Source organism: Labrys sp. E2SS-1L (genome assembly GCF_057073705.1).
This window is the reverse complement of record NZ_CP172712.1, coordinates 4,390,470-4,403,654: the sequence shown is the minus strand read 5'-3', so window position 1 is coordinate 4,403,654 and position 13,185 is coordinate 4,390,470. Positions and strand designations below refer to the sequence as shown.

Genomic DNA, 13,185 nt, shown 5'->3' with positions numbered 1-13,185 from the left:
TTCCGAGCTGAGCGGGAGCGGTTGCCATGAACCTTCAGACCACGGACCGACGCGATGTCCTGAAATGTGCAGCGGCTGCCATGACGGCGGCCTTTGCTCTGCATGCCGGCTCCAGCCATGCCCGAAGGAGCAGGAAACCAATGATCTATCAATTGCGCATCTATGAAATATTCGAGCACAACAAGGCGGCTTTCCATGCTCGCTTTCGTGACCATGCCGTCCGTATCATGAAGACCTATGGCTTTGATTTCGCTTCGCTATGGGAGACGACCACGCCGAAGAGAACGGAATTCGTCTATCTGCTGCGCTGGCCGGATGCCGAGACCATGAAAGCAAGCTGGGATCGCTTTATGGCCGATCAGGAATGGCAACGCATCAAGGACGAAACCGTGGCCCGTGACGGCAAGATGGTCGGCGTGATCGAAGATCGCGCCATGCAGGCTGTCGACTACGCGCCCTTGATCTGAGAGGCGGCAATTTCCCCTGACGCAGGCTCTCTGCCTACCTTTCCGACCGCGTCTTTCATGTCGGTTGACAGGATGGGGAGAACGCGCAAGCTGGATTGGGGTTGAGCCGAAACAACCCGGTATGCTCCTCGATATGCGAGGGCGGCCGGGTTGGCCGCGACCCGCGACGATCCAACGAGACTCAGAGGAGCGGAGGGATATATGGCCCGCAAGCGCGACGTTCCCGGGATCAGAGCCTATGACAGCCCCGCCGGCGGCTGGGGTGCCCTCAAGGCGACGGCAGCGGCCGTGCGCACGCAGATGGAAGTGCTCGAGGCGCCGCTGACCTTCCTGCGGATGAACCAGCCGGACGGTTTCGACTGTCCGGGCTGTGCCTGGCCGGACAAGGAGCACCGCTCGACCTTCCAGTTTTGCGAGAACGGTGCCAAGGCGGTGACCTGGGAGGCGACGAGCAAACGCGTCACGCCGGAATTCTTCGCCGATCACACCGTGACCGAGCTCCTGGGCTGGAGCGACTATCACCTCGAGAACGAGGGCCGCCTCACCCATCCGATGGCCTATGATTCGGAGACGGATACCTATCAGCCGATCGAATGGGACGATGCCTTCGCGCGGATCGCCGCCGCCTTGCGCAGCCTGCCCGATCCAAACATGGCCGAGTTCTACACCTCTGGCCGGGCCTCTAATGAGGCGGCCTTCCTGTTCCAGCTCTTTGCCCGCGAATATGGCAGCAATAATTTTCCCGATTGCTCCAACATGTGCCACGAGGCGACCAGCGTCGGCCTGCCGCAATCGATCGGCATCGGCAAGGGCACCGTCTCGCTGGAGGATTTCGACCATTGCGAGCTGATCCTCTCGCTGGGCCACAATCCGGGCACCAACCATCCGCGCATGATGGGCACGCTGCATGAATGCTCGCGCCGCGGCGTGCCGATCATCGTGTTCAATCCGCTGAAGGAACGGGCGCTCGAGCGCTTCGCCGACCCCCAGAACCCTGTCGAGATGGGGACCTTCGGTTCCACGCGGATCGCCTCGTCCTATTATCAGGTCAAGGTCGGCGCGGATGCCGCTGCCCTCAAGGGCGTCATGAAGGCCCTGGTCGAGATGGACGAAGCATCGGACAACAAAGTCCTCGACCACGATTTCATCGCCAATCACACACGTGGCTTTGCCGAGTTCGCTGCCGACCTCGCTGCGACGTCCTGGCAGGCCATTGAGGCCATCAGCGGCTTCAGCAAGGCCCAGCTCGGCGAGGTCGCGACGGCCTATGCCCGTTCGAACGCCACCATCGTCGCCTATGGCATGGGCATCACGCAGCACAATCGGGGCACTGCCAATGTGCAGCAGATCGCCAATCTCCTGCTGCTGAAAGGCAATTTCGGCAAGCCGGGGGCCGGCATCTGCCCCCTGCGCGGCCATTCCAACGTGCAGGGCAACCGTACGGTCGGCATCACCGAAAGGCCCAATGCTCCCTTGTTCGAGGGTATCGAGCGTACTTTCGGCTTCAAGCCGCCAAGTCATCACGGCCATGACGCGGTGGCCGCCATGGAGGCGATCGACGCAGGCAGCTCGAAGATCCTGATCTGCCTGGGCGGCAATTTCGCGGTCGCCATGCCGGATCCCGAGCGCAGCCATGCCGCCATGCGCAAGCTCGACCTGACGGTGCATCTCGACACCAAGCTGAACCGCTCGCAGCTTCTCATCGGCAAGCAGTCACTCATCCTGCCGGTATTGGGGCGGACCGAGCGCGACATGCAGGCGAGCGGGGCCCAGGCCGTGACGGTGGAGGATTCGATGTCGATGGTGCATGCCTCGCGCGGCAAGCTGCCACCGGCCTCCGAATATCTGCGCTCCGAGACGGCCATCGTCGCCGGCATCGCCATGGCGACGCTGCCCGACAGCAAGGTCTACTGGGCCGAGATGGTGGCCGATTACGATCTCATCCGCGATGCGATCGAGAATGTCCTGCCGGACTTCAAGGATTATAACCAGCGTATCCGCATCCCCGGTGGCTTCCGCCTGCCCTTGCCGCCGACCGAGCGCATCTGGCCGACCCCATCGGGCAAGGCCGAGTTCCTGTCCTTCAAGGGGCTGGAAGAGGATACAGCCAGCGCCGACGCCGACGTGCTCAAGCTGGCGACCATCCGCAGCCATGATCAGTACAACACCACGATCTACGGCTTGAATGATCGCTATCGCGGCGTGTTCGGCCGTCGTGACGTGTTGTTCGTGAATGCGGCGGATCTGTCCCGGCTGGGACTGGAGCATGGCGATCTCGTCGAGATCGAGACGGCGCTGCCATCGGGCGAGCCGCGACGACTCAAGCTTACCGCCATTGCCTATGATATCGCGCGTGGCTCGGTCGCGGCCTATTATCCCGAAGCCAATGGGTTGGTGCCCCTCGACTACAAGGATGAGGAAAGCGGGACCCCTTCCTACAAATCCGTGCCGGTGCGGATCCGGAAAACAGGCTGATGCACAAGAAGGCCAGCCGACGGGGCGCTCAACCCGCCTTCGCGGCCCCGACACACAGGCCGTCGACGAAAACGTCGACGAGCCGCTGCACGGCTTCCAGCCAGCCGGGATGGTCGCGCATGTAGCACATGCCCACCAGGGCCCGCAGCAGATCTTCCGGCGTCACGTCCGCCCGCATCTGTCCGGCGGCGACGGCCCGGTTCAGCAGGATGCCAAGCGCCGTGGTCAGGCGATCGAAGGAATAGGCATAGAGTTCGGACGGGGCGTAGGCAGCGAGTGCCAATGCCGTCAGCATGCCTTTCTTGGTCGCGACCAGCTGGACATTGGCATGCAGCCAGCGGCGGACCGCATCGACCGGCTCTGCATCGTCCTTCAGCTGCTCCGCCAATTCGCTGAGATGATCCACTTCCTGCCGATAGACCGCCTCGAATAGTGATTCGCGGGTGGGGAAGTGGCGGTAGAGCGTGCCGATGCCGACTTCCGCCTGCCTTGCGACCGCCTCCAGACTCGCTTCGGAGCCGCCTCTGCTGAAAACGGTCTTGGCAGCCGCCAGCAGCCGTTCCCGATTGCGGATCGCATCGGCGCGCGGCTTGCGTCTTGTTTTCTCGGTTTGCTCCACCATCTGAATTCAGCCAGCCTGCCCCTTGCAAAACGGAGGGACCCTCCGTATAAATACTGCATGAGCATCAAATCAGACAGATGCTCTCCAATCAAATCGATGCCCGATTCCCTTGGGCAGCCCGTTTGCATCCGGCCGCCCAGATTGTGTCTCGCGGCCTGAAGCCTGGAGTTCGACCCGCCTGGATCGTGCTCCTCCAGAGTCTCTGAAGAGACAAGCGCCTCCGATCCGAGAGAATCGGCCTCCCTCTAAGGCGCCTTGGCCTCGGCAGCCTGGACCGTCCAAAAATCAGTCGATTGGAGCAGTGCATGACTTTCTCCATCAGCCTCACCGTCAACGGTGAGCAACGTCACGTCGAACTCGACGATCCGAGGGTGACGCTTCTCGACCTCCTGCGGGAACGCCTCGATCTCACCGGTACCAAGAAGGGGTGCGACCGTGGTCAATGTGGCGCCTGCACCGTCCTGGTGGATGGCCGCCGCATCAATTCCTGCCTGGCGCTTGCCGTCAGCCATGATGGCGCGGAGATCGAAACCATCGAGGGCGTCGCCCAGGGCGAGCATCTTCACCCCATGCAGGCGGCCTTCATCGCCCATGATGGGTTCCAATGCGGCTTCTGCACACCCGGCCAGATCATGAGTGCCATCGGCCTGATCCGCGAAGGCCAGGCCGGGGACGATCCCGAGCGCATTCGAGAAGGCATGAGCGGCAATCTGTGCCGCTGCTCGGCCTATGCCGGCATCACCGAAGCGGTGCTGGAGGCTCACCATGTCCTCGCCGAGGGCGGACGGAGGAAATCGGCATGAAGAGCTTCGATTATGTGAGACCGTCGACGATTGCGGAGGCGGTCGCGGCGGCATCCCAGCCCGGTTCTGCCTTTCTGGCCGCCGGCACCAATCTCCTCGACCTGATGAAGACAAACGTTGTCAGTCCCGACCGGCTCGTTGACGTCACCCGACTGCCGGATCTCGGCGCGATCGACTGGCTGCCCGATGGGGGCGTCAGGATCGGTGCACTCGTGCGCAATGCCGACCTTGCCCATGACCCGGCTTTCGCAAGAACCTATCCTGCTGTCGCGGAGGCGCTGCTGTCCGGGGCATCGGGCCAGTTGCGCAACGCGGCGACTGTCGGCGGCAATCTGATGCAGCGTACGCGCTGCGCCTATTTCTTCGACTTTGCCGGCGCCTGCAACAAGCGTGCACCAGGCTCGGGCTGCGATGCCCGCGGCGGCGAGAACCGCCTGCATGCGATATTGGGCTGGAGCGAAGCCTGCATCGCCACCCACCCTTCGGATTTCTGCGTGCCGCTGGCGGCTTTCGGCGCCACGGTGGAAATCGAGGGCAGGGCAGGGCGGCGCGAGATCCCGCTGGGCGAGTTGCATCGCCTGCCGGGAGATACGCCGGAGCAGGATACGGCCCTCGAGCCGGGCGACCTGATCGTGGCGGTGCGATTGCCCGCCGACGCCGCCGGCTTTGCCGCTCATGCCCGCTATCTCAAGGTTCGCGAGCGGACATCCTATGCCTTTGCCGTAGTATCGGTGGCCGCTGCCCTGCGTCTCAGGGATGGGGTGATCGATGAGGCACGGCTGGCGCTGGGCGGCGTCGCGGCCAAGCCTTGGCGGCCGCTCGAAGCGGAGGCGGTTCTGGCCGGCGCCACCCCGGACGAAGCCGTCTTCCAGCGCGCCGCGCAGGTGGCTCTCGCCGAGGCGAAGCCCTCCGGCGACAATGAATTCAAGATCGAACTGGCGCGCCGCACGCTCGTGCGCGCCCTGGCCGAAGCGGCTACCGGCACGCCGGATCGTATCCCCGCTCTGCCAGGTTCCCCTTTCTCAACCCTCCCCGGAGCCCGTCGAGATGCCTGAACTCATTACGCCCGACCTCAAGCCGAACCAGGCTCCGGCGCATGTCCGGCACGGTTCCAATATCGGCCAGCCCCTGACGCGCCGGGACGGCGTCCTCAAGGTCACCGGAGCTGCGCGCTATGCGGCTGACAACCATCCCGCCGGCATGCTCTATGCCGTGATGGCGGTTGCGCAGATTGCCCGCGGCCGGGTTTCTTCCCTCGATGTCCAAGCGGCCAAGGCCCATCCGGGCGTGGTGGAGGTGATGACGCCGGACCACAAGCCGGCCTTGGCGCAGGATCCGGATGCCAAGGATCATCCCTTCATGTTCCGGCTCGACGTGCTGCAGAACGATCGCGTGCGCTATGCCGGCCAGCCGATCGCCGTGGTGATCGCGCAGTCGCTGGAGGCTGCGACGGAAGGGGCCGCGCTGCTGGCGCCGCGCTACGAGGCCGAGACAGCGCGGATCGGCCTCGATGGGGACAGCTTCGTGCCGCCGGCCGTTGGCGTCGGCAATCCGTCGCAAGCCGTGCATGGCGACATCGAGGCCGGCTTCGCCGGGGCGGACAGGAAGATCGAGGCGGTGTATGAGACGCCCGCCCAGTATCACAACCCGATCGAGCCGCACGCCATCGTCGCGCATTGGCAGGGCGACAGCCTGTCGATCGACACGCCCAGCCAGGGCATGGCGATGGCGCAGGGCCGCATTGCCGGTCTCTTCGGCATCGCACCCGACAAGATCCACATCCGCAGCCCGTTTCTCGGCGGCGGCTTCGGCTGCAAGGGTCTCGTTGCCGGGCCGCAGATCCTGGGCATCATGGCGGCCCGCCTCGTCGGACGGCCAGTGAAGCTCGTGGTCAGGCGCGACCAGATGTATGGGCCCGTGGGCCATCGCGCTCCGACCCGCCAGACCTTGCGGCTCGGGGTTGCCGGAGACGGGGCACTGACGGCGCTCGTTCATCACGCGCGCACGGCATCGTCCACCTTCGACGATTTCTTCGAGCCTGCTGCCGGCGCTTCGCATGCGCTCTATGCCAGCCCCGCCATCGCCACCACCTATGACGCCGTGCGCACCGATACGGGAACCCCGCTGTTCATGCGGGCGCCCGGCGAGGCCACTGGTTCCATTGCCCTGGAAAGCGCGATGGACGAAGCGGCCTGGGCAAGCGGCATCGATCCGCTGGAATTCCGACTCAGGAACTATGCGGAGATCGAGCCGACCACCGGCAAACCCTTCTCCTCCAAGGCCCTGCGTGAATGCTATGCCGAAGGCGCCAAGCGCTTCGGCTGGGCCGGCCGGCCGCTGAGTCCCCGCCAGATGCGCGACGAGGCAGGCTTTCTCGTCGGCTGGGGCATGGGCACCGCCATCTTTCCGGCCCTGATGTTCCAGGCCGAGGCGCGGGCCGTGATTCGGCGAGACGGTTCCGGTCTGATGGAAACCGGTGCGCATGACATGGGGCAGGGGGCCTGGACGGCTCTCGCCCAGATCGCTGCCGACGGCCTGGGCCTCGATATCGAGCAGGTGGAATTCCGGGCGGGTACCTCCGACCTGCCGGATGCCGGTATCGCCGGCGGCTCGGCGCATACCGCCACGGCTGGCGCGGCCATCCACGAAGCCGGCGCGGCGGTGATCGCCAAGCTGGCGGAACTGGCCGTAGGCGACGAGCGCTCGCCGCTGTTCGGTGCGGGCAATGCCGGCGTGATCGCCCGCGAGGGCCGGCTCTTCCGCCGGGACGACGAAAGCCGCAGCGAGAGCTATGCCGAGATTCTCGGCCGGGCCGGCCTGGCAGAGGTCGAGGCCAGGGGACGCGGCAGCGCCGATCCGGCATCGCAGGCAAGCTATGCCATGCATGCCCATGGCGCGGTCTTTGCCGAGGTCAAGGTCGATCCCGATCTTGGGCAGGTGCGTGTCAGCCGGCTCGTCGGCGCCTTTGCGGCGGGGCGGATCGTCAACCCGCATCTGGTGCGCAGCCAGTATCTGGGCGGCATGATCTGGGGCGTGTCCTTCGCCCTGCACGAGCATGCGGTTGTCGACCATCGCTCGGGCCGGATCATGAATGCGGATCTCGCCGAATATCACGTGCCCGTCAATGCCGACGTCCCCTCGCTGGAGGCCATCCTGGTCGAGGAGCACGACCCCCATGTGAACGCGCTCGGCATCAAGGGCGTCGGCGAAATCGGCATCACCGGTACGGCGGGCGCGGTGGCCAATGCCATCTGGCACGCAACCGGCAAGCGCGTGAGGAAATTCCCGATCGCCATCGAGGAGTTGCTGTGAGGTAGCGGTCATCCCGGACGCGCAGCAGCACGAAGTGGTGCAGCGCAGATCCGGGATCGCCCAAGGAATGGATCTCGTTCTCATTGCGGTCCCGCGTCTGCGGCGCACCACTTCGTGCTGCACCGCGCGCGGGATGACGGTGGACTACACCCGGTCGCAGAGCATTTCGCGGGCGGCGTTGTGGCCGGGGGCGCCGGTGACGCCGCCGCCGGGATGGGTGCCGGAGCCGCAGATATAGAGCCCCTTTATCGGCGTGCGGTAATCGCCGTAGCCGAGCATCGGCCGGGCCGAGAACAATTGGTCGAGCGACAGGGTGCCGTGGAAGATGTCGCCGCCGACAAGGCCGAACACGCGTTCGAGGTCGAGGGGCGTCAGCACCTGGCGCCCGAGCACGCTCTGCTTGAAGCCAGGAGCGTAGCGCTCCACCGTGTCGATCATCAGGTCGGCGACTTCCTCACGATGGGCATCCCAGCTCCCGCCGTTCGGCAGATACGGTGCCACATATTGGCAGAACAGGCTGGCGACGTGCTGGCCCTTGGGCGCGAGCGTGTCGTCGAGCGTTGAGGGGATTAGCATCTCGACGATGGGCTGCCGGCTCCAGCCGAGGCGGCGGGCCTCCAGGAAGGCATCTTCCATATAATCGAGGCTAGGCCCGATGATGATTCCGGCGGTGTGGTGGACGCCCTGTTCCTTGCCGGGTAGGGCAGTAAAGCTGGGTAATTCGGAGAGCGCGACATTCATGCGCAGCACGCCCGAGCCGCATTTGAAGCGGCGGATGCGCTGCAGGAAATCGGCCGGCACGGCTTCCTCGGGCACGATCTTGTCGAAGAGCAGGCGCGGGCCGATATTGGCCGCCACGGCCTTGGCCCGGATGACCCGGCCATCCTCCAGTTCGACGCCGGCTGTGACGCCTTTCTCTATGATGAGCCGGCGGACCGGGGCCTCCGTCTCGATTTCCGCACCGGCCTCGCGGGCAGCCTTGGCCATGGCCTGGGTGATGGCGCCCATGCCGCCGACGGCATGGCCCCAGGCGCCCTTCTTGCCGTTCACCTCACCGAAGACGTGGTGCAGCAGCACATAGGCCGAGCCCGGCGTCGAGGGGGCGGCATAGGAGCCGACGATGGAATCGAAGCCGAACAAGACCTTGGCTTCCGGGCTTTCGAACCAGCCGTCGAGATAGTCGCTCGCCGATTTGGTGAAGAGGTCGAGCAGCACGCGGCGATGATGCATGTCGAGCTTGGACAGCCGATGCCCCAGCTTGCCGGCGCGCAGCAATTCCGGCAGCGAGCCGAACCAGCCGTCGTCGGAGATGTTGGGCGGCGTCTCCAAAATGAGGTCGCGCAGCACGTCGGCAATGGTGTCGATCTCGTCGCAATAGGCCGGGAAGCGGGCGGCATCCTTCTGGCTGAACTTGGCGATCTCGCTCTGGGTGCGGCCTTCGCCGGAGAGGATGTAGCGTCCGTCGGGGAAGGGGAAGAAATTGGAGGCCTGGCGCTCGACTACCTTGAGGCCGTGACGCTCCAGCTCCATGTCCCGGATGACCTTGGGATTGAGCAGGCTCACCGTGTAGGAGGCCATGGAATTGCGGAAACCCGGATGGAACTCCTCCGTCACTGCGGCGCCGCCGACGACGGAACGGCGCTCCAGCACCTTGACCCGCCGGCCAGCTCGCGCGAGGTAATAGGCGCAGGTCAGGCCGTTATGGCCACCGCCGATGATGACCGCGTCATAGGGAGTGTTCGCGCTGTGGACCGCGGGCGAAGTTGCGTCAGCCAATTCCTCGAAGCCTTCTTGTTATGACGCAGCGGCTGGCGCCGCGGACGTCCCGTCGGCTCCTTCTTATGCCGCCTATGCCGCGCCTCCAAGAGGCGGATGTGGCACCTGCTGTGACGCTTCGGCTTCTCAGCCGCGGGCAGCTTCCAGGATATGCTTGCACTCGCCGAGTTCCAGCAGCACCGTCTGCAGCCGTCGGCGACGCTCGTCGCCCAGCGACAATCCACTGCCGCTTTCAGCCTGCGCGACCGGAGGCGGCGCGGGGCGCGGCTCGCTGCGCATGGGCGGTCCCGCGAGGGATGACAGCGGCAGCGAGGCCTGGACTGGCGGCGGCTCGTAAGCTTCGGACTCTTCGTCGAAGACGGGCTCGATCCGATCATCGCGCTCGTCATAGTCCCCGGCCGGATCACCCGGTGCAGGAGCCTCCGCCTCCGGCCATTCGGCCCGCTCACGGCGGCGCTCTTCCTCGTCCGCCCGCGGGATCACCGCGACGGGTGGTACATAATCCTCATTCTGCGCGCGGCCGATCTCGATCACATGCCGGTTGCCACGCTCCTTGAGGATGCGCTGCACGCCCTTGATGGTGTAGCCTTCGCCATAGAGATAGTAGCGAATGCCCTTGAGCAGATCGATGTCGTCAGGGCGATAATAGCGACGCCCACCACCGCGCTTCAGCGGCTTGATCTGGCTGAAGCGGGTTTCCCAGAAGCGCAGGACGTGCTGGGGCAGGTCGAGATCCTCGGCGACCTCGCTGATGGTGCGGAACGCGTCAGGTGCTTTTTCCATGCTGCCGGACTCCCGAGCGGAAAGCGGCGAATCGTGCCTTTCCCCTATCACTCGTCCGATTCTGTGATGAAAGACAAGCGTTTATCACTTGTTTCCAACCCAAAACTTCATCGGATGGTAGTTTGAAACCGTTTGAGGAGGAAAGAGATGCCCATTGCCGACAGGCGATGACGGCTGTCGCTGCGGGCCGCTTCAGGGATGCCTCGCCATGCGGGCGGCCAGCGCCGGCAGACCGGAATTTCCCATCTCGCAGAAAACAGGACTGATTAGTCCATTATTGATTTGGCTGGCCGAGGCCAATGCCCGACTAGTCGTCGGTGACGCCATCGACATTCTCGCCATTGATCTGGGCCTTGAGAATGTTGGAAGGCTTGAAGACCATGACACGGCGCGGGGAGATCGGCACTTCCTTGCCGGTCTTGGGGTTGCGGCCGATACGCTCGCCCTTGGAGCGCACGACGAAGGAGCCGAAGGACGACAGCTTCACCGTCTCGCCCCGTTCGAGGCAGCTCGAGATTTCATGCAGGACCATCTCGACCAGTTCCGACGACTCGGTCCGCGACAGGCCTACTTTCTGGTAAACCGCTTCGCAAAGATCTGCTCTTGTGACGGTATTTCCCGCCATCGCTTTCATGCCCCACGTTGGACAGGCTCCGTGAAGAGGCCACCTGTCTGTTATCCGTTCGATGCAGCCCGGAACGGCGGGAAGCCTGTCCCGCCACGAATCCGCCCCGCAAATCATCCCAGCAGGGCCGGCACTGAAGTCCCGACTCTATGTCACTGAAAACGCGAAGCTATTGACGAAATCGGTCAAGGTCAACCACCAATCGAAACCGGTGTTCGCTTCGACCTCGGTTCGGTAACCGTCAAATTCGTCAGACTACCAGCGGATCAGGGCCGCGCCCCAGGTGAAGCCGCCGCCCATGGCCTCCAGCAGGACAAGGTCCCCTCGCTTGATGCGCCCGTCCTTGACTGCCGTGTCGAGCGCCAGGGGAATCGAGGCCGAGGAGGTGTTGGCATGCTCGGCAACGGTGAGCACCACCTTCTCCGGCGGCAGGCCAAGCTTTTCGGCCGTAGCGTGGATGATGCGGGCATTGGCCTGGTGCGGCACGAACCAATCCACCGCGTCATAGGGCAGGCCGAGATCGTCCATGGTGTCGATGATGATCTGCGGCACCATGCCGACGGCAAGCTTGAAGACTTCCTTGCCGTCCATGCGCAGTTTGCCGACCGTGCCCGTGGTGGAGGCGCCGCCATCGACGAAGAGCTTCGATTTGTGCCGCCCGTCCGAGCGCAGCTTGGTGGCCAGCACGCCCTGATCGTGGATCGAACCGTCATTCATGGTGGCTTCCACCACCACGGCGCCGGCACCATCGCCGAACAGCACGCAGGTGGTACGATCCGACCAGTCCAGAATACGCGAATAGGTCTCGGCGCCGATGACGAGCGCATGCTTGGCCGAGCCCGAGCGCAGGAAATTGTCGGCGATGGAAAGCCCGTAGACGAAGCCGGTGCACACGGCCTGCACGTCGAAGGCAGCGCCGCCTGTCATGCCGATATTGGCCTGCACGGTGGTGGCCGTAGCTGGGAAGGTGTTGTCGGGCGTCGAGGTCGCCAGCACGATCAGGTCGATATCGGAGCCCTTCAGGCCGGCATCGGCCAAAGCGCGCTCGGCCGCCTTGGTGGCGAGATGCGAGGTGAATTCACCCTCTGCGGCCTGGTGGCGGGCGCGGATGCCGGTGCGCTGCACGATCCACTCGTCGGAGGTGTCGACGAGCTTGGACAACTCGTCATTGGTGACGCGTTTCTCGGGCAGATAGGAGCCGATGCCCCGGATAACAGAACGGATTGTCGCCATTATGCAGCGTCCGGATTGCTGGCGGCGGCCATCACGGCGCGGTGGTCGAAGCTCAGGCTTTCGGTGATTTTCGTCATGAGTTCTTGTTTCACCATATCATAGGCCAGATCGATGGCGGCAGCGTAGCCTTCGGCATTGGCGCCGCCATGGCTCTTGATCACGATGCCGTTGAGGCCGAGGAAGACGCCGCCATTGACACGGTTGGGATCGAGCTTTTCGCGCAGGGCCTGGAAGGCACCGCGGGCGAAGAGATAGCCGATGCGCGCCATCAGGGTACGCGACATCGCCGAACGCAGATAGGAGGCGATCTGCTTGGCCGTGCCTTCGGCGGTCTTGAGCGCGATATTGCCGGCAAAACCTTCGGTCACCACCACGTCGACGGTGCCCTTGCCGAGGTCGTCGCCCTCGACGAAACCATGATAGGTCAGGTCAGGCAGGCTGGTCTCACGCAGGATGCGGCCGGCCTCGCGCACCATTTCGAGACCCTTGACCTCCTCGACACCGACATTGAGCAGGCCGACGGTGGGGCGCTCCACGCCCAGCACGATACGGGCCATGGCCGCGCCCATCACCGCCATGTCGATCAGGGCGTTGGAATCGGCGCCGATGGAGGCCCCGACGTCGAGCACGATCGATTCGCCCCGCAGGGTCGGCCACAGCGCGGCGATGGCGGGACGGTCGATCTCGGCGAGCGTGCGCAGGCAGAAGCGTGCCATCGCCATCAGCGCGCCGGTGTTGCCGGCCGAGACGGTCGCATCGGCTTCATCCTTGTTGATGGCATCGATCGCCAGCCACATCGAGGATTTCTTGCGGCCATAGCGCAGGGCGTGGCTAGGCTTGTCGTCCATGCGGATGGCGACATCGGTGTGATGGACGCTGGAAACGGCCTGAAGGCGCGGGCGGGCGGCCAGCAGCGGGGCGATGGCGGCTTCATCGCCATAGAAGGAGAAGCTCAGGTCGGGATGGCGGGTCAGCGCCAGCTCGGCGGCCGGAATCACGACCGTGGGGCCGTGATCGCCCCCCATCGCGTCGAGAGCGATACGAATTTTCGAAGCCCGATTGTCGGAAGCCATGAAGTGTTCGGTTGCC

Annotated in this window: 11 protein-coding genes; 5 read left to right on the top strand and 6 right to left on the bottom strand. The window is 64.6% G+C overall.

Going from position 1 to position 13,185, the window contains the following annotated elements:
- Nucleotides 1-26: 26 nt before the first annotated feature.
- Both ACIGJE_RS20575 and ACIGJE_RS20570 read left to right on the top strand, forming a co-directional pair.
- Nucleotides 27-467, top strand: a complete 441-nt coding sequence (locus tag ACIGJE_RS20575) for an NIPSNAP family protein (protein WP_483678630.1) — start codon at nucleotides 27-29, stop codon at nucleotides 465-467.
- A 201-nt stretch (nucleotides 468-668) separates the two neighbouring features.
- A complete protein-coding gene (locus ACIGJE_RS20570; protein WP_415081612.1) occupies nucleotides 669-2,942 on the top strand; it encodes an FdhF/YdeP family oxidoreductase in 2,274 nt (757 codons plus the stop codon).
- A 28-nt stretch (nucleotides 2,943-2,970) separates the two neighbouring features.
- On the opposite strand, the gene ACIGJE_RS20565 is transcribed toward ACIGJE_RS20570, so the two are convergent.
- On the bottom strand, nucleotides 2,971-3,564 hold the full coding sequence (locus ACIGJE_RS20565) for a TetR/AcrR family transcriptional regulator (RefSeq protein WP_415081614.1): 594 nt from the start codon (nucleotides 3,562-3,564) through the stop codon (nucleotides 2,971-2,973).
- A 305-nt stretch (nucleotides 3,565-3,869) separates the two neighbouring features.
- On the opposite strand from ACIGJE_RS20565, the gene ACIGJE_RS20560 reads away from it, so the two are divergent.
- From ACIGJE_RS20560 to ACIGJE_RS20550, 3 genes are read left to right on the top strand one after another with little or no spacing between them, the layout of a single operon-like run.
- Nucleotides 3,870-4,367, top strand: a complete 498-nt coding sequence (locus tag ACIGJE_RS20560) for a (2Fe-2S)-binding protein (protein WP_311935463.1) — start codon at nucleotides 3,870-3,872, stop codon at nucleotides 4,365-4,367.
- Complete coding sequence (locus ACIGJE_RS20555) at nucleotides 4,364-5,422, top strand: FAD binding domain-containing protein (protein WP_483678629.1); 1,059 nt, start codon at nucleotides 4,364-4,366, stop codon at nucleotides 5,420-5,422. The genes ACIGJE_RS20560 and ACIGJE_RS20555 overlap by 4 nt, the downstream gene beginning before the upstream one ends.
- Nucleotides 5,415-7,679 carry a xanthine dehydrogenase family protein molybdopterin-binding subunit gene (locus ACIGJE_RS20550; protein WP_415081619.1) on the top strand — a complete coding sequence of 755 codons (2,265 nt, stop codon included), beginning with the start codon at nucleotides 5,415-5,417 and terminating at the stop codon, nucleotides 7,677-7,679. Before ACIGJE_RS20555 ends, ACIGJE_RS20550 begins: the two co-directional genes overlap by 8 nt.
- A gap of 144 nt (nucleotides 7,680-7,823) precedes the next feature.
- On the opposite strand, the gene ACIGJE_RS20545 is transcribed toward ACIGJE_RS20550, so the two are convergent.
- From ACIGJE_RS20545 to plsX, 5 genes are all read right to left on the bottom strand, one after another.
- Nucleotides 7,824-9,455 (bottom strand): phytoene desaturase family protein, encoded by a 1,632-nt coding sequence (locus tag ACIGJE_RS20545; protein WP_415081621.1) that lies wholly within the window; start codon nucleotides 9,453-9,455, stop codon nucleotides 7,824-7,826.
- A gap of 126 nt (nucleotides 9,456-9,581) precedes the next feature.
- Nucleotides 9,582-10,238, bottom strand: a complete 657-nt coding sequence (locus ACIGJE_RS20540) for a MerR family transcriptional regulator (protein ID WP_367623169.1) — start codon at nucleotides 10,236-10,238, stop codon at nucleotides 9,582-9,584.
- Between the two features lie 307 nt (nucleotides 10,239-10,545).
- Complete coding sequence (locus ACIGJE_RS20535) at nucleotides 10,546-10,863, bottom strand: integration host factor subunit alpha (RefSeq protein WP_105862006.1); 318 nt, start codon at nucleotides 10,861-10,863, stop codon at nucleotides 10,546-10,548.
- Between the two features lie 255 nt (nucleotides 10,864-11,118).
- Nucleotides 11,119-12,096, bottom strand: a complete 978-nt coding sequence (locus tag ACIGJE_RS20530; protein WP_415081624.1) for a beta-ketoacyl-ACP synthase III — start codon at nucleotides 12,094-12,096, stop codon at nucleotides 11,119-11,121.
- Entirely contained in the window at nucleotides 12,096-13,169 is a 1,074-nt protein-coding gene (plsX, locus tag ACIGJE_RS20525) for a phosphate acyltransferase PlsX (RefSeq protein WP_311935449.1), read from the bottom strand. The genes ACIGJE_RS20530 and plsX overlap by 1 nt, the downstream gene beginning before the upstream one ends.
- Nucleotides 13,170-13,185: the final 16 nt, after the last annotated feature.